The following is a 15,665-nucleotide window of genomic DNA, read 5'->3' on the forward strand; positions in this document are numbered from 1 at the left end:
GTCCGCCAGCGCCGGAAAAACGGCCCCGGGAAGGGAATTCCAACCGTGTGGTGAGGCATCTCCATTGAGCCAGACGTGGACCACCATCAGCGACGGCGGACCGGAGCGGCCCGCCGTGCTCGCCGTCGACTTCGACGCCACCGGCCGCGCGGAGGCCACGTTCCGCGAACTGGTGGAGTCGTTCACCGCCGCCCTCCCCGTACGCCTGTGCGGGCAGCCGCCCGCAGGCCACCGCGAGGACCTTCCCCCGGCCGCCTACCTCGACTGGTGGGCGGACGGCGCCCCGGAACGCGTCGGCGCCGTCCTGGGGTACTGCGCGGGCTCCCTGTTCGCCTGCGCCCTCGCGGACGTGCTCGCCGAACGCCGGGGGTCGCGTCCGGCCGTCGTGCTCTTCAACCCGGGCCGGCCCGACGTGCGGACGATCCGGCGGGACTTCGACGGGATCGTCGGCACGATGCCCGCCCTGGAGCCCCGGGAGCGGGCAGCGTTCCATGCCCGGGCCGCCGACCTGGCCGCGGGCACCCCGGACGCGTTCGACGAGGTGGCCGACGCGATCCTCGGCCTGTACGGCGAGGCGAGCCGCCTGGCCTTCCGGCGCGCGGGCGTCGACGACGATGTCGGCGCGGAGCTGGTCGCGGTCTTCCGCTCGTACGTGTCGTACCTCCGCGCCGCGCGCCGGATCGAGTACCGGCCGGAATGGGCGGCGGAGACGACGCTGGTCTCCAGGGACCACGCGCCGGGCCCGGAGTTCGGCCGCACCCCGATCTGGGCGGGCAGCGGCCGCGACCGGCTGCTGGCCGACCCCGACGTGGCCGCCGCCGTGCACCGGCTCCTGAGTACGGCGTCATGAACGGCACCCGCGGAGCACCCCGCGCGCTCGTCCCCGTCCATGAGGCGTTCGCGGCGCAGGCGGCGGCGACCCCCGACGCGACGGCGCTGTGCGACGGCGACCGGGAATGGGGCTACGCCGAGCTGGAGGAGCGATCCGCTCGGCTCGGTTCGACGCTGTGCGGGCGCGGTGTCGGCCGCGGGGACCTCGTCGCGGTGCTGCTGGACCGCTCGGCAGAGCTGATCGCGGCGCTGCTCGGCGTGCTGCGCTCCGGGGCGGCGTACCTGCCGCTCAGCCCGCAGGACCCGCCCGACCGGCTGGCGTTCCTGCTCAAGGACGCGCGGCCCGCGCTGGTGGTCACGTCCACCGCGCACGTCGCCGCGGTCCCCCACGCCGTTCCCCGTCTCCTGCTGGACGGCGGGGCCGACGAGGCCGGGATCGAGTCCGTCCTTCCCCACGCGGACTCGCTCACTCCGGCGGACGCCGCCTACGTGATCTACACGTCGGGGTCCACCGGCCGGCCCAAGGGCGTGGTCGTCGGGCACGGCGCGCTGGCCCGCTACCTCGATCACGCGACCGCCCGCTACCCCGGCCTGGCGGGCCGGGTCCCGCTGCACTCGGCCGTGTCGTTCGACATGGCCGTCACGTCGCTGTTCGGGCCGCTGGTCGCCGGCGGCACGGTCGAGATCACCGATCTGCACGACGCCGGCGCGCGGCACGACCCGCCCGCATGGACGCTCCTGAAGGGCACCCCCTCGCACCTGCCGCTGCTGGCGGCGCTGCCCGGCCGGTGCTCCCCCACCGGCCAGCTCATCGTCGGCGGCGAGGCGCTCACGACCGCGCAGCTCGGCGCGTGGTGGCCCGAACACGCCGCGGTCACCGTCGTGAACGAGTACGGGCCCACCGAAGCGACCGTCGGATGTTGCGTCCACGAAGTGCGGCGGCCCGCGCCGCCGCAGGCTCGCGGGACCGTCGACGCGCGCGTCCCGATCGGCAGGCCCACGGCGGGCACGCGGCTGTACGTGCTCGACGAGCTGCTCGTACCGGTGCCGCCCGGCACGGCGGGCGAGCTGTACATCGCGGGCGACCAGCTCGCCCGCGGGTACCTCGGGAGGCCCGGGACGACCGCGGCGGCCTTCCTCGCCGACCCGTTCGGCCCGGCCGGTGAGCGGATGTACCGCTCCGGCGACCTGGTCAGGCTGCGGCCCGGGGACGGGGACCTGGAGTATCTCGGCCGCACCGACGACCAGCTCAAGATCAACGGATACCGGATCGAGCCGGGGGAGGTCGAGGTCGTGCTCGCCGAGCACGAGCGGGTCGCACGGGCGGTCGTCACGCCGCGCCGCCACGGCGCGGGACCCGCCGCCCTGACCGCCCACGTGGTCGCGGCCCGCGGCGGTCCTCCGCCGGACGCCGGCGAACTGCGGGCGTACGCGGCGTCCCGCCTGCCCGAACACCTGGTCCCGGCCGACATCGTGCCGCTCGACGTCCTGCCGCTGACCGCCAACGGGAAGGTCGATCGCGCGGCGCTGCCGGAGCCGGTGAGGACCCGCCCCGATGCCGGCACCACGGCCCGCGCGGCACCTGCGGCCGGCGCACGCGAGCGCGTTCTGTGCCGGCTGTTCACCGAGCTCACCGGCGTCCCCGGCCCCGGTGTCGACGACGACTTCTTCCGGCTCGGCGGTACCAGCATCGGCGCCGCGAAGCTGGTCACCCGGGCACGCCGCGAGGGCATCGGGCTGACCGTGGACGACGTGCTGAAGGGCCGCACCATCCGGCGGATGCTCGCCCGCCGGGACGAGGGCGAGGCCGCCCGCCGACAGGAGGAGCCATGACCGCCGCCCTGCCCGAGGGGCTCGCCGAGCTCGGCCCGGTGACCGGACGGCTGGTGCGGAACGGGTATACGACCGCCGCCGTGTACCCGGTCGGCGCCGGGACCGCCGACCACCTCGGCTGGGCAGGCGCACACCGCGACCGGATCCGCGCCTGCCTGGACGAGCACGGCGCCGTGCTGCTCACGGACCTGCCCGCCGACCTCGACCTGTTCACGGCACTGGTGCGCTCGATCGGCGGCGAACCGCTGGAGTACACCGAGCGCTCCACGCCGCGTACCAAGGTCGGCGGCAATGTCTACACCTCGACCGAGTACCCGCCCGACCAGGCGATCCCGATGCACAACGAGAGCTCCTACTCCGACCATTGGCCGGAGCTGCTCTTCTTCCTGTGCCGGACTCCGGCGGAGTCGGGCGGCGGCACCCCGATCGCCGACAGCAGGGCCGTGCTCCGGCTTCTCGAAGGGCGCGTGCGGGACGGCTTCGCCGACGGGGTCGTCTACACCCGGACCTTCCGGGAAGGGTTCGGCCTCAGCTGGCAGGAGAGCTTCCAGACCGATTCGCGGACCGAGGTGGAACGCTACTGCCGCCGGCATGGCCAGCGTTTCGCCTGGACGCCCGACGGCGGCCTGCGCACCAGCCACCTGCGGCCCGCCTGGCGCACCGAGCCGGGCACCGGCGCCGAGGTCTGGTTCAACCAGGCCAACCTGTTCCACGTGAGCGCGCTGGACCCGGAGGTCCAGGAGGCGCTGCTGGAGCTGTACGCCGCGGAGGACCTGCCGCGCAACGCCTACCACGGCGACGGCAGGCCGATCTCCCGAGAGGACATCGCCGCCATCGACGCGGCCTACGCACGTGCGGCGCTGACCCTGCCCTGGCGGCCCGGTGACGTCCTGATCGTCAAGAACATGCTGGTGGCCCATGGGCGCGAGCCGTACACCGGCTCCCGCTCGGTCCTCGTCGCTCTGACCTGACCTGCCGGTAATATTTCGAAAGCCAATGAAGACCCGGAATTGCGTCGATGAACCGCGCACATCGCGGGCGAGCACTACGCACGAGCGTTCTTCACCCATCGATGTTCAAATGGACCGGAAAGCCGGTTGAACGCCTACTCCCGTTCAGCGGCCTTCGGCCATGATCTGCGATCTTGACGATCGGCCCGGCTCCGTGCCAACGTCCCGTCATATGCCGAACGACCCTCCGACGCAAATCAACCTCGTGGACCCCGCCCTGTACTCCCATGGTGATCCCTACGCGCAATGGCGGTGGCTCCGGGCGAACGCGCCGGTCTTCCGGCACCCGGCGACCGACTTTCCCGATTTCTGGGCGCTCACCAGATACGAGGACGTGCGCTCGGCGTACCGCGACGCCGAGACCTTCAGTTCCGCGCAGGGGATCCTGCTGCGCCCCGCCGGCCATGGAGACGACCCCGGCGGCGGCCGCACGCTGGCGCTCACCGATCCGCCGCGGCACCGGCGGCTGCGCGGCCTGGTCGACGAATGGTTCACCGTGCGGTCGGTGCGCGCCGTCGAGGCCGGGATGGCGGACATCACCCGGCAGGTCGTCGACCGGGCCCTCGATCGCGGCGAGTGCGACTTCGTGGCCGACATCGCCGCCCGCGTCCCGCTGTACGTGATCTGCCGGATGCTGGGTGTGCCGGAAGCCGACTGGGAGCACCTGTACGAGCTGACCAGCCAGGCGTTCGGCGCAGGCGACCCCCTCGGCCGCCGGTTCGCGCACCTGGACATCCTCGGCTACTTCGAGACACTGCAGGCGGCAAGGGCGCGTTCCCCGGCCGACGACCTGGTGAGCGTGCTGGCGACGGCCGAAGTCGACGGCGCCCGCCTCAGCGCCGAGGACGTCATCCTCAACTGCGACAACCTCCTCGTGGGCGGCACCGAGAACACCCGGATCGCCGCGGCCGGAGGCATGCTGACCCTGCTGGAGCATCCGGACCAGTGGCGGGCCCTCGCCGACGACCCGGCCCTGCTGGGCTCCGCCGTCGAGGAGGTACTGCGCTGGACGTCCACGGCCACGCACATCATGCGCACGGCGACCCGCCCGGTCGAGATCCGGGGACACAAGATCGACGCGGGGGAACGCGTGGTGCTGTGGCTCCCCTCGGCCGACCGCGATGAGGAGGTGTTCGACGAGCCCGACCGCTTCACCGTCAAGCGACGCCCCAACCGCCACCTGGCCCTGGGATTCGGTGAACACTTCTGCCTCGGCAGCACTCTCGCCCGTGTCGAGTTGAAGCTGCTGTACGGCGAGCTGCTGCGCAGGGGCGTGCGGATCGAACTCGCCGGCGAGCCGGAACTGCTCGACTCGATCGTCGTGAACGGGCCCGCCCGCCTGCCGGTCGCCCTTCGCAACTGAGTCGTCGGACCGGTCCGGCGGTGGCTCGGCGTCCCCGCCGCCGGCACGGAGGCCGGCCGCGCCCGGCATGCCGAGGCGTATGGACCCGCACCGGTCCTTCCCGTCCCCGCGTCGTGGCGCATCCGGCCGGCGGAGATCAACCGCCGCCTGCCGACGGCCCGACCAGCCCCAGCTCGTAGGCGGTGATGACGAGCTGGACGCGGTCACGGGCGCCGAGTTTGGCGAGCAGCCGTGCCACGTGCGCCTTGGCCGTGGCCACGCTGATGAACAGCTCCCCCGCGATCTCCTGGTTGGACAGCCCGCGCCCGACCAGGGTGAGGACCTCCCGCTCGCGCTCGGTGACACCCTCGACGGAGGGCGGCGGCCCGGGCGCCGGTTCCGGACGGGCCGCGAACTCCTCGATCAGCCGCTTGGTGACGCCCGGCGCGATCAGCGCCTCCCCGTTCGCGACGACGCGGATCGCCGCCAGGATCTCTTCCAGCGCCATGTCCTTGACGAGGAACCCGCTGGCGCCCGCCCTGAGCGAGCCGTAGACGTACTCGTCGTCGTCGAACGTGGTCAGCATCAGCACGTGCGCGGTCGTGATCCGGCGGGTGGCCTCGATGCCGTCCATGTCGGGCATCCGGATGTCCATCACGACCACGTCGGGACCGCGTTCCTCCACCAGTGCGACCGCCTCGGCGCCCGTCCCGGCCTCCCCCACGATCTCCAGGTCCGGGGTGTCGGCCATGAGGACGCGTAGCCCGGCGCGGACCAGTGGCTGATCGTCCGCCAGCACGATGCGGATCGTCATGCCACCGCCGCCGGGAGGGGGAGGCGCGCCGCCACGCGGAACCCGCCCCCGGGGCGCGGGCCGGCGGTGAACTCGCCGCGCAGCAGGGCGACCCGCTCCCTCATCCCGAGGATGCCGTACCCGGCCCCGACCATGCCGCCGCGCCCGTCGTCGTCGATCTCGATGGCCAGTTCCTCGTCGCGGTGGTCGATCGTCACGCGGCAGCGGTCGGTGCCCGCATGGCGGACGACGTTCGTCACCGCCTCCTGCACGATCCGGTAGGCGGAGAGGTCGACGTCCGGCGGGAGCGGCCTCGGCTCCCCCGTCCGCTTGATGTCGACCTCGACGCCGGCGTCCATCGTCGCCGCGGCCAGGCGGTCGAGGTCGTCCAGGCCGGGCGCCGGGCCGAGCGGCGCCGCACCCGGATCGTCCTTGCGAAGCGCGGTGAGCATCCTGCGCAACCCGGACAGGGTGTCGCGGCTGGTGGCCTCGATCGCGTCGAGCGCGTTGCGCGCTTCCCCCGGCTGGGTGTCGATCACCCGTCCGCCCACGCCGGCCTGGATGGCGATGATGCCGATGCTGTGCGCGACCATGTCGTGCAGCTCCCGGGCGATCCGCAGCCGCTCGGCCGCGACGGCCTGCGCCGCGGCCTGCTCACGCAGCGTCTCGGTGTGCGCGCGCCGCTGGCGGATGGAGTCCCCCGCCATCCACATCACGGCCGTCGCCAGGACGACGGTGATGAGAAGCGTCCCGTCGACGCGCAGCCACGCGATGACGGAAAGAACCTGCAGGACGCAGGTCATGGCGGCTACGGGGACCGCGACCCTCCGACCGTGCGTGGCCGCGATGTAACAGACCGCGAGATCGGTGAGCAGTATCTGCAGCCCGGCGATCACATCGTTCGGCATCACCACGAGCGCGGCGATCCAGGCGAAGAGCAGGATTGCGTGCGCCGGCAGCGGATGGCGCCTCAACAGGGCGGCGACCAGCACGGTGAGAGCGGCGGAGAGCAGAGTCTCCAGGCCCCCCACGCCGGATCTCGCGGCGGAGACCGCGTGGACCAGGACGCCGGGGTAGAGGACGGCCCCGGACCAGGCCAGGACCGTACCGGCGGCTCGACACGCTCGACTCCGCGGCAGGACTGACATGCGCCGATCGTATCCTCCGCCCGCCCGCACCCACATTGGCCCGCAGGCGTAATCCTCCGGGCTACGAACACCTGCGGCAAATGTGTCCGACGGCCCGATGCCCGGCGACCGCGATATCGGCACCATTATCCTCATGAAACGTTTGGCGTGGTTCGTGCTGGCCTCGGAGATTCTCGGGATCGCCCTGTTCTCGGCCTTCTACAACTCGCTCGATTTTCATATCTACTGGCTGGGCGGACATGTCGTCACGGACGGGGCCCGCCTCTACCAGGAGCAACTCGTCGACCACTGGTTCACCAACACGCCCTTCATGGCCGCGCTGTTCACCCCGCTGACGGCGATACCGCTCGCGGTCGCCCGAGTGATCTGGCAGCTTGCCGCGGTCGCGGCTTTCGCGTGGTGCTGTGCACTAACACTGAAGATGCTCGGTCGCCGCATCCCGCTCACCATCGTCGTGGCGGCAGGTCTCCTTCTGGAACCCGTCTGGCATTCGTTCTTCCTAGGCCAGGTCAATCTGTTCCTCCTGGCCCTCGTCCTCGCCGACATGCACCGCGTCGCCGCCGGGCGTCCGGCCGGAATCGGCATCGGCATCGCAACCGCGGTCAAGCTGACCCCCGCCGTCTTCATCGTCCTTCTGCTACTGACGAGAAGGACCCGCGACGCCGTCACGGCCCTCGCCGCCTTCGCGGTCTGCACCCTGCTCGCCTACGCCATAGCACCTGACGCGTCCCGCGTCTATTGGCTGCACACCTTCTTCAAAACGTCACGCGTCGGCGTCTCCTACATCAGCAACCAGTCCCCCTACGGCACCTTGACCCGGATACTCCACGGCACGGCCGAGATAGGCTCGTGGTACCTAATCGTCCCGGCCACCATCGGAGTCTTCGGGGCCGCGGTCGCCGCCCTTTGGGCAAGGCGCGGCGACTGGCTGAGCGCCACCGCGGTCACGGGCGTGACCGGCCTGCTCGTCTCCCCCATTTCCTGGGCGCACCACTGGGTATGGATCGTCCCGGTCCTGGCCGTACTCCTCCGCGATGGCCACCGGAAAACGGCCTATGCCGGCTGCCTGATCTTCACCCTGTCTCCACTGTGGCTGACGCCCCACAACGGGGACCCGCGCGAATACGGCTTCCATCTCCTGACGCCGGTCGCCAACTGCTACCTCATCGCCGGCCTCTTCTTCCTGGTCCACATGACGATCCGACTGCGCCGCAGGGACGATCTCACGACCGCGAACGACCCGGCGCCGCGCCCGGCGATCCGTCTCCTCCCGGCCGGCGAAAGGCCGGAGCAGAACGTGCCGACCTGACGGCTCGGCCATGCACTCGCCGAAAATCAGGCCGCGAGATCAGTCGGCGAATCCACGCCCACCACTCTGGAGGCCCCGCCACGTCGACGTGGCGGCCTTCGGACGGCCCGGACGCCGACGAGCCCGTCACGGTTGCACGCCTCCTGCCCTCCGTCCACAGCGGAGCGGCGGCCGACCAACGCACCGGCCGGGCTCGACGCAAGCCCCGCCGTCAGTCCGACAGGCGGCAGCCGCGCTTCACCGCTCCGATGGTCCTGATCAGCGAACGCTGTCACGCCCCCCAAAAAAAAGTCGGTACCGTCCGGCAGTCCACTCCATCGACACGGCCCAAGGGCGACTGACGCCACAGCGGCCTCCGCCGCCGAATACGATCTTGTTCGCCGTCGATCACCTTCCAGGTCGCGGGGAGCCGCCGTTGGTGGATTTCCCGGGCCCGCCGCGACTCTCCCAGGGCTTGCAGGTGCGGATCCCAAGGACGGCCTACTGCCACGGCATGATGGCGCCACCAGCGTGACCTGCGGCCTCTCGGCTGGCCGCGCCCGTGCCGTGGCCCACTCCGATGCCAGTGCCGGTCTGTTGGCGGAAACGATGCATAAGGGATGTTTTCTGGGGAAGCATCCGCCGCGATCATAGGCGCGCTCATGGGATGCGCGCGCTCGGCTTGGCGCGGAAAGGAGCGATGATGGCCGGCAAGTTTCAGCTGAAGAAGGGCAGCACCGGTAAGTTCCATTTCAATCTGGTCGCCACCAACGGTCAGGTGATCGCCACCAGCGAGAGTTATGAGACCAAGGCCTCGGCGTTGAAGGGCATCGAGTCGGTGCGCAAGAACGCTCCCGAGGCGAAGCTGGACGACCAGACCGGTAGCTGATCCGCGACACCCGGCGCACCCCCAGCCCAATATGCGGCGTCGCCCACAGCAGCGGCACGACGTGGCTCACGTGGGAGCGGCATGTCGATCACGGTCTGATCTGTCAGGTGACCGGTCACCTGTCGGCGCTGCTGAGGCGTGTTTCGGAGTGGGTGAAGATCTGCGTGTTGTGAGCCGGACGCAGCGAGGTCTCCGGTAGGTGGTTCATCGACCATGAAGACTCTGAACCGGAGACCTCGTGGCCGGCGTAGCGGTGACGAGGCGGTTCGACCTGACCGACGAGCAATGGGCCATCCTGAAGTCGCTGCTGCCAATTGCCCGGCGATCGGGGCGACCGTCGAGGTGGACCGAACGGCGGCTCATCGACGGCATCCGCTGGCGTCCTCGGACCGGCTCGCCATGGCGGGACGTGTCCGCCTGCCACGGCACCTGGCAGGCGGGCCCGCCGCTGGCAGCGCAATAAAACCTGGGCGCGCATCCTGGCCGCCCTGCAGACCCGGGCCGAGGCGGCCGGACTGATCGGCTGGCAGCTGAACCTCGATTCCACGATCATGCCGGCGAACCAGCGCGCCACCGGAGCCCGCCGGCGCGGCGATCTGCAGCGTGAACCACCGGTGGCACGGTCCCCGAGCCCGAAGATCACGCTTCGCGGTGCCGAGGTTCTCGCGCACGGTGGTGGCCACGATGCGCGCGCCGTCCAGCGCGCCGCTACGGTCAGTTCGATTCGCCGTAAATGAGACGGCGTCAGGGACGGTCGTTTGAGCACGCGCTCAAGGTCAGCGTTCGGAGCCCACCGCGACGCCGCACCGCCCCAGCCACGACCGACCCGAGCAAGATCATCCGTTGGCGAACCGATGGATAGCCATTCTCCGCGCCGCATCTATGCGCCTTTACGGCAGGGCCGTCCCACCTCACGGCTCGTGGGGATGGTGTGTGGCGGACCCGACCGCGCTGGTTGTGCTCGAGCCCGTCAACCATTGGTCTGCATGGTTCAGTCGCGCGGGTCGCGTGGCGGCGGGTCGAAATCGACGTCGACGTTCTCGAAGCCTTTGTGGCGTTCGGTCTCCGCGTAAGAGGTGTAGGCACGCCGGTCTCCGGCCGTCAGATCGACCTTGTCGGTGAAGGGCGTCAGGAGGCTGCGGGGCCACAGCCGCTGGTCGCGGACGACATTGATCTCGGCGGCGATCACGAAGGTCAGGGCGCCCAGATAGATCCATGTCAACAGGCCGAGCACGATGCCGAACATGCCGTAGGTGGCGGTGGCTCCCTTGAGCATGTGGCCGAGCAGGAAGGTGCCGGCCCACTGCAGACCCTGCCAGACCAGCGCGGCGGCGATCGCACCCGTCCGGACCTGCGCGAGAGTGAGGGGCAGGGCGGTCAGTATCCGGAACGCCACCGTGAACAGCACGACGTTGATGGCCACGGCCACCGCGATGGCCGCGGCCCGCACACCGGCGCCGACGAGGCCGCCGGTGGCGGTCACCGCCGACGGCAGCGTGGTGGCCAGGACCACCACGCCGCCGGCCGTCAGCAGGAGCAGGCTGCGCGCCCTGGCGGCGATCGGGTTCGGCCGGGAGTTACGCGGTACTCCCCATATCTTGTTCAGGGCGTTCTGGGTGGCCTGTACGACGCCTAGGCCGCCGTACAGGCTGCCCACAATGCCCGTGGCCAGGGCAAGGATGCTGCCGTGGAAGGAGTGGATGTTGGTGCCGATCTGGTCGCCGATGACCGGGAACTGCGCCAGCGCGGAATCCAGCACGCGTTGCTGCAGGCCGGGGTTGCCCTGCAGGGCGAAACCCAGGCCGGTGACCAGCAGCAGGAGCAGCGGGAACAGCGACACGAACCCGTAATACGTGATCAACGCGGTGAGATAAGCGCCCTGATCGTCGACGAACTTGTACACCACGGCCAGTGGCAGCCCCGCCCAGCGATGCCGCCGCTGGTATTCGTCCACCCGGGCCACCACACCCACGGCATGTCCCCCTCTCGCCCGGCCTGAACCCCCATCATGGAGCGGGCCGGGCAGTCCCGCCATCGCCTCGACCACTCATCGCCGGTGACGGTGAACCCTAGGACGACGGTGCCGATGATGAGCAGGATGCCGGGCCTTCCTGGAGCGTCGCCCGGCCGGCCATCTCGTGGACGACCACGACCGTGTGAAACCACCACAAGCTGCGCGCCATCGCCGAGGCCCCCAGGAGCACGAGCGACGCCGTGGCGGTCAGCCGCCCGAGCGGAACCGGTCCAGCCGCCTGTGCAGGGCGACGGCCTCCTCGAACGTCGGTGTGATGCCGGTGCCGTTCGCCAGGTCCTTGGCCACCTGCCGGTAGAGGGCGGCCGGGTTCCGGACCGCGATCGGCAGTTCACTCGCGGCCGGGGCCAACTCCCGGGTACCGCTGGCGGTGACCAGCGTCCCCCGGAACGGTGCCATCTGCGGCTGGCGTAGCGCAGGGATGCCGGGGCTCGCCATCTGCAGTCCGAGCCGCCCGTCCAGGCCCTGAACGACGATCACGGTCGATCCAGCCGGATCACCGTCCCATGCGGTGACGCTGCCGATGCCCGACCGTCAAACACAGCAGTAGGTCCTCGGGACGAATCCTGAGACCCACTGGGTAAGCATTGAAGCCGATTCGGCGAACCCCTAGCGGGGTGCTATAAGCCCTCTCGAGGGAGAGCGGGGTGCCTCTTTCCTGGCGGGTAATGATATACCGCTCTCATATGGCCCGCCCGGCCCGGGAACTGCGGACGACCTACCTCGGATCCGCGACGACGTCCAGCGGTAGGAACACTTTCAGGTCCGCCCAACCCGTTGAACCAGTCCAGCGCGTACTGGTCTGGCATTGGGATCTCGACGGTCCCCGGGACCGGCCGACGGAAGGCGCGCTGAACCGCTACTGTGCCGCGCATGACCGACCTGAATGATGCTGATCGCGAGTGCGTCGAGGTGTATCTGCTGACGTTGCACGAGCCCTATGAGGAGGCGCGGCATCCGGTGCCGATCAACGCCACGATCGTGCACGCGGCCACCCTCCTGCATCCGTCGGTGCCGCAGCCCGACGGCGGCCGCATGTACCGGTGCCTGACCGAGTTCCCCGACCGCAGTCCCGGATGCGTGGTGCCGGTCTCGACGCTGACGTTCGAGCTGAACGGCGGCCGACTGTGGGGCGCCGTTGGTGATTGGGAGCGGGTGACCGACGCCGTGGTGGCACTCGCGCGCGCCGGCCGGTGCGATGCGATGCCGCTGGGGTTGCCGCAACTGTCGGCGGCGTTGCTGGCCAACAGCCCGCACACCACGCTGACGATGCACTACCCGGACGGGACGAGCACCGAGTACGACGGCGCCGAGCGCCTGGTGCGCCTGCGCGACCTGGAAGAGCGCGTCCGTGCCGCCGCGGCGCGGGCGCCGTTCTGGCCAGGGGAAGGCCTGGTGCCGCCGGCTCCGTTCGCCGGGCCGAAGCCCTACCGCCCCTACCGGCCGGATGCGCACGGGTGGCGCTGACCCGCGGGCAGAAGAAGTGATCAACGCCGAACCGGTCGGCGGAACCTGGCCTCGCTGGCATTGATGATCGCGGTCTGCTGGCGCCCAGGTGTTCGATCACCTGGACGCGCGCGTCGACACCCCGGTCCGGTCTGTCGGAATCTCGCGCGGTTCCTGCTCGACCAGGAAGCCTCTTCCACCGCCGCTGCCGGATGTTCAGCCGCAGCATCGGGATCGGCGGACTCGGTCTGGGCAAACTGCAACTCCACTGAGCCCGGAGGTCTTCTTGCTGATCGAACGCCTACCGGTCAGGTGGCACCAAGATCATGGCCGGTAGGCCCCGGCTTCAGCCTCGAGTGAGGGCTTGGGCGACGATGACCCGGTCGCCGTTGAACGTGACGGACGGGGGTCCATGGAGCTCGTAGCCCAGGTCCAGCGCTTCGCTGACCCGCCAGCAGAACGCCTCGTCATCAGGACCGGTGAGGACGTACCGGGGTGGTTCTCGTTCTTCAGTCATGCGTTGATCCTATGGTCGGCTTTTTCCGGTTGGCGAGCGGCGCCGTCCCTGATTCGGCACAGCTCAATTCGGCAGGCAAAGCGGCACTCACTTTGTTCCGTCCGGGAGATGCTTGACGGTGCCCCTTGGGTTTGGCTGCCGCGTATTCGTAGCGGGAGGCGCGCGCCAGGGGACAAAGCGGAGCCGTACGGCAACTGGGAAAATCTCGTTCATTCGCGCGGCGGCAACCGCCGCTCCGGCCGGGACCGGGGCCTGCGTCTGAGGTTGGCTGCCAGGAGGGCCGTGGCGTGGTCGGCGATGAAGCGGGGGATGCGCAGGAACAGCAGGATTGTGCGGACGGTGGACGCCGGAAAGGGCAGTTCGGTGTCGTCGTCTGGTTTCTCGTCCATGCCGAGCCCCTCCCGATGGCGGCCAGACTGAGTTTTCAATGTGGGCCCTTGGTGTCCTCCAGGCCGCCAGGGGCCGACTCTGCGGGAGGCGCGAGGGCCGTCTCTACCTCGCGAGCGGGGCCGTCAGGAATGCGGCAGGCCATTCCAGCGAATCCACGCCGCAGCGCCGCCGAGCCGGTTCCGGGTCGCACTGGGCGGTCAGGAGTTCTTGAGAGCCGCCGGGTCGGAGTAGGTCCCCTTGTGGGCGACGCCCCAGATGGTGGAGGTGCCGGGCACCGCGGTGATGTCGTACATCTTCAGCCCGGCCGGGAGCGTGGCGGCATGCCAGGACCCACCGCTGTACAGGTAGGGCGTGCTCGTACCGTAGTCGGCGGGCGCCACCCAGACGGTGCCGTTGGCGGCCACGGCGAGGTCCCCGCCGCGGGCAATCCCGTCCGGTAGCGGGATCACGGTCCAGCCGGTGCCGTTCCAGTGGGTGAGGTACTTCCAGGTCAGGGCCCATACGTCGGTCGCGCCGACGGGGACGACCTTGACGAAAGCGTCGTTGGCGCCCGCCGGGATCGTGGGCGGCGTGACGCCGGTCCAGGAGGTCCCGTCGTAGTGAGCGATCGCGGGGGCGGTGCCGGAGGCGGTGCTGCTGCCCCCGACGGCCCACGCGTCCGTCGCGCTGCGGGCTTGCAGGTCCGAGACGTCGCCGATGGGGAGCGCGTAGCCGGTCCAGGTGGAGCCGGTGCGCTTCTGCAGCCGCGGCGTCGGGTCGCCCGCGCCGGTGACCTGCGAGACCCAGGTTCCGGCGGGGCCGGTGCTGATCATGCTGAGTCTGGCTTGGGACGGCTTGTCCACTTTCTGGAAGGCGGTGCCGTCGAAGCGGGCCAGGTAGTCGTGGAAGCCGGAGGAGCCGGTCGGGCCACCGGCGACCCATGTCTCGGCGCCCGAGGAGGCGATCGCGCCGATCTGCCCCTGGCCCGTCCAGCCGTTGAGCGGATACTCCGTCCAGGACGACCCCTTCCACCGCCGCAGCACGGGAGCTCCGTTGCTGTAGAGCGCGCAGTTGTCGGCCCAGACCACGCAGTACTCCCCCTGGGCCCCGCCGATCCAGACCCCGCCAGATGTGTCGGCGGCCACGTCGTCCAGTTCGGCCGTGGGCCAGAAGAACGGGAGCGACACCGAGGTGAAGGTGCCCTCGTCCGCGTGCGCCGTCACCGGCGCGGACAGCAGGGCGGCGGCCACCGCCGCGGCACAGGCAAGTGATCGTTTCATGCCAGCACTATGACGCGTCCCGACCGATATTGCCAGTAAATACTGGCATGGTGTTGGCCGCCTCGAGGCCGGGCCGCGCGGCCCCGGGGCGCGACCGGCCGGTCGCACCGGCCGAGCCGACGACAGCCGGCCACCTCTCTCCAAAGGCCGCGCAAACCCACGGCGAGCACTCCGGACGGACAATATATACGATCGACCGTATGTATGCGCGATACTCGGCAGTGGGGGCGGCTGGCGAGCAAGACCGCCGGCGGCACCACCGCGAACCTGGGATCGGGCGACGACACCGTCGGCCAGGCTTGCACCCGACCCGACGGGTCCACGGCCACCATGCTCGGGACGGCGGCGACCGGCGTCGGTCCCGTCTCCTACACCGCCACCGACTACGACGCCACCACCGCAACGACCAGCCTCACGGGGCCCAAGAGTTCCCGGTACGGCCTCACGATCTTCGCGGACGACTGCCGGTTCTCCTTCTCCGGCATCGCCGCGACCTACACCAACACCGCCCGGATCCTGAAGTACGCCGGCGCGACCGCCACCCCGTTCACGACCGCCGACAATGACGGCTCATTCGGCTGCCCCGGAGTGAGTACCGCAGGCGAGGCGATCACCTTCACCGGCGAGCTGAAGATCTCCCCGGCCATCGCCATCACCCGCACGGTCGGCCAGACCGGACCGGAGTCGGCGATGGCCGGCTTCACCGGCGTCGTTCTGCTTGCCGCGCGGCAGCATGCGGCCGCGCGCCGGCACCACCGGACTCGGACTCGGGTTGGTGCCGGCGCGACCGCGCCCTGGAGAACTCGCGCGGCGATGAGGGCGCCTGCGTTCGGCGACAGCGCGCAGGCGATCGATGACAGAGTGAACAAGGCCACTCCGAGAAGGAA

Annotated in this window: 16 protein-coding genes; 8 read left to right on the top strand and 8 right to left on the bottom strand. The window is 70.5% G+C overall.

All coding sequences use genetic code 11. From position 1 onward, the window contains the following. Positions 1 to 64 precede the first annotated feature (64 nt). From QP089_RS37810 to QP089_RS37825, 4 genes are all read left to right on the top strand, one after another. On the top strand, positions 65 to 850 hold the full coding sequence (locus QP089_RS37810) for a hypothetical protein (protein ID WP_285918574.1): 786 nt from the start codon (positions 65 to 67) through the stop codon (positions 848 to 850). Beyond that, entirely contained in the window at positions 847 to 2,664 is a 1,818-nt protein-coding gene (locus QP089_RS37815) for a non-ribosomal peptide synthetase (RefSeq protein WP_285918576.1), read from the top strand. Before QP089_RS37810 ends, QP089_RS37815 begins: the two co-directional genes overlap by 4 nt. Further along, complete coding sequence (locus QP089_RS37820) at positions 2,661 to 3,635, top strand: TauD/TfdA family dioxygenase (protein WP_285918578.1); 975 nt, start codon at positions 2,661 to 2,663, stop codon at positions 3,633 to 3,635. The genes QP089_RS37815 and QP089_RS37820 overlap by 4 nt, the downstream gene beginning before the upstream one ends. A gap of 211 nt (positions 3,636 to 3,846) precedes the next feature. Further along, the gene (locus QP089_RS37825) at positions 3,847 to 5,037 is read left to right on the top strand and encodes a cytochrome P450 (protein ID WP_285918580.1); all 1,191 of its coding nucleotides are present in this window, start codon (positions 3,847 to 3,849) and stop codon (positions 5,035 to 5,037) included. 136 nt (positions 5,038 to 5,173) lie between these two features. Here QP089_RS37825 and QP089_RS37830 read toward each other — a convergent pair whose 3' ends face one another. After that, on the bottom strand, positions 5,174 to 5,830 hold the full coding sequence (locus QP089_RS37830; protein ID WP_285918582.1) for a response regulator: 657 nt from the start codon (positions 5,828 to 5,830) through the stop codon (positions 5,174 to 5,176). After that, the gene (locus QP089_RS37835; protein ID WP_285918584.1) at positions 5,827 to 6,957 is read right to left on the bottom strand and encodes a sensor histidine kinase; all 1,131 of its coding nucleotides are present in this window, start codon (positions 6,955 to 6,957) and stop codon (positions 5,827 to 5,829) included. The genes QP089_RS37830 and QP089_RS37835 overlap by 4 nt, the downstream gene beginning before the upstream one ends. A 97-nt stretch (positions 6,958 to 7,054) precedes the next feature. On the opposite strand from QP089_RS37835, the gene QP089_RS37840 reads away from it, so the two are divergent. The 3 genes from QP089_RS37840 (at position 7,055) to QP089_RS37850 (ending at position 9,597) form a co-directional block, all read left to right on the top strand. Next, positions 7,055 to 8,266, top strand: a complete 1,212-nt coding sequence (locus QP089_RS37840; RefSeq protein WP_285918586.1) for a glycosyltransferase 87 family protein — start codon at positions 7,055 to 7,057, stop codon at positions 8,264 to 8,266. A 679-nt stretch (positions 8,267 to 8,945) separates the two neighbouring features. Further along, the gene (locus QP089_RS37845; protein ID WP_285918588.1) at positions 8,946 to 9,134 is read left to right on the top strand and encodes a YegP family protein; all 189 of its coding nucleotides are present in this window, start codon (positions 8,946 to 8,948) and stop codon (positions 9,132 to 9,134) included. Positions 9,135 to 9,387: 253 nt separating this feature from the next. After that, positions 9,388 to 9,597, top strand: a complete 210-nt coding sequence (locus QP089_RS37850) for a transposase (protein ID WP_285918817.1) — start codon at positions 9,388 to 9,390, stop codon at positions 9,595 to 9,597. A 528-nt stretch (positions 9,598 to 10,125) separates the two neighbouring features. On the opposite strand, the gene QP089_RS37855 is transcribed toward QP089_RS37850, so the two are convergent. Continuing rightward, entirely contained in the window at positions 10,126 to 11,088 is a 963-nt protein-coding gene (locus QP089_RS37855; RefSeq protein ID WP_285918590.1) for a YihY/virulence factor BrkB family protein, read from the bottom strand. Between the two features lie 267 nt (positions 11,089 to 11,355). Beyond that, positions 11,356 to 11,646 (bottom strand): hypothetical protein, encoded by a 291-nt coding sequence (locus QP089_RS37860; RefSeq protein WP_285918591.1) that lies wholly within the window; start codon positions 11,644 to 11,646, stop codon positions 11,356 to 11,358. 393 nt (positions 11,647 to 12,039) lie between these two features. Here QP089_RS37860 and QP089_RS37865 point away from each other — a divergent pair, with 393 nt between their 5' ends. Then, positions 12,040 to 12,633, top strand: a complete 594-nt coding sequence (locus tag QP089_RS37865; protein ID WP_285918593.1) for a hypothetical protein — start codon at positions 12,040 to 12,042, stop codon at positions 12,631 to 12,633. Positions 12,634 to 12,958: 325 nt separating this feature from the next. Here QP089_RS37865 and QP089_RS37870 read toward each other — a convergent pair whose 3' ends face one another. The 4 genes from QP089_RS37870 to QP089_RS37885 form a co-directional block, all read right to left on the bottom strand. Further along, entirely contained in the window at positions 12,959 to 13,129 is a 171-nt protein-coding gene (locus QP089_RS37870; RefSeq protein ID WP_285918595.1) for a DUF1737 domain-containing protein, read from the bottom strand. Positions 13,130 to 13,338: 209 nt separating this feature from the next. Beyond that, positions 13,339 to 13,518 (bottom strand): hypothetical protein, encoded by a 180-nt coding sequence (locus QP089_RS37875; RefSeq protein ID WP_285918596.1) that lies wholly within the window; start codon positions 13,516 to 13,518, stop codon positions 13,339 to 13,341. 198 nt (positions 13,519 to 13,716) lie between these two features. Next, positions 13,717 to 14,778, bottom strand: a complete 1,062-nt coding sequence (locus QP089_RS37880) for a hypothetical protein (RefSeq protein WP_285918598.1) — start codon at positions 14,776 to 14,778, stop codon at positions 13,717 to 13,719. Between the two features lie 494 nt (positions 14,779 to 15,272). Further along, positions 15,273 to 15,647: a hypothetical protein gene (locus QP089_RS37885; RefSeq protein WP_285918599.1), complete on the bottom strand. Its 375-nt coding sequence runs from the start codon at positions 15,645 to 15,647 to the stop codon at positions 15,273 to 15,275. Positions 15,648 to 15,665: the final 18 nt, after the last annotated feature.

The sequence above is a fragment of the Actinomadura opuntiae genome (genome assembly GCF_030283205.1).
Taxonomy (GTDB): domain Bacteria; phylum Actinomycetota; class Actinomycetes; order Streptosporangiales; family Streptosporangiaceae; genus Spirillospora.

Bases quoted from the DNA above. Each gene is read 5' to 3' on its own strand.
- QP089_RS37825 (WP_285918580.1), top strand. From the start codon at position 3,847: ATGCCGAACGACCCTCCGACGCAAATCAACCTCGTGGACCCCGCCCTG.
- QP089_RS37835 (WP_285918584.1), bottom strand. From the start codon at position 6,957: ATGTCAGTCCTGCCGCGGAGTCGAGCGTGTCGAGCCGCCGGTACGGTC.
- QP089_RS37875 (WP_285918596.1), bottom strand. From the start codon at position 13,518: ATGGACGAGAAACCAGACGACGACACCGAACTGCCCTTTCCGGCGTCC.
- QP089_RS37815 (WP_285918576.1), top strand. From the start codon at position 847: ATGAACGGCACCCGCGGAGCACCCCGCGCGCTCGTCCCCGTCCATGAG.
- QP089_RS37870 (WP_285918595.1), bottom strand. From the start codon at position 13,129: ATGACTGAAGAACGAGAACCACCCCGGTACGTCCTCACCGGTCCTGAT.
- QP089_RS37820 (WP_285918578.1), top strand. From the start codon at position 2,661: ATGACCGCCGCCCTGCCCGAGGGGCTCGCCGAGCTCGGCCCGGTGACC.
- QP089_RS37845 (WP_285918588.1), top strand. From the start codon at position 8,946: ATGATGGCCGGCAAGTTTCAGCTGAAGAAGGGCAGCACCGGTAAGTTC.
- QP089_RS37830 (WP_285918582.1), bottom strand. From the start codon at position 5,830: ATGACGATCCGCATCGTGCTGGCGGACGATCAGCCACTGGTCCGCGCC.
- QP089_RS37840 (WP_285918586.1), top strand. From the start codon at position 7,055: ATGCCCGGCGACCGCGATATCGGCACCATTATCCTCATGAAACGTTTG.
- QP089_RS37865 (WP_285918593.1), top strand. From the start codon at position 12,040: ATGACCGACCTGAATGATGCTGATCGCGAGTGCGTCGAGGTGTATCTG.
- QP089_RS37880 (WP_285918598.1), bottom strand. From the start codon at position 14,778: ATGAAACGATCACTTGCCTGTGCCGCGGCGGTGGCCGCCGCCCTGCTG.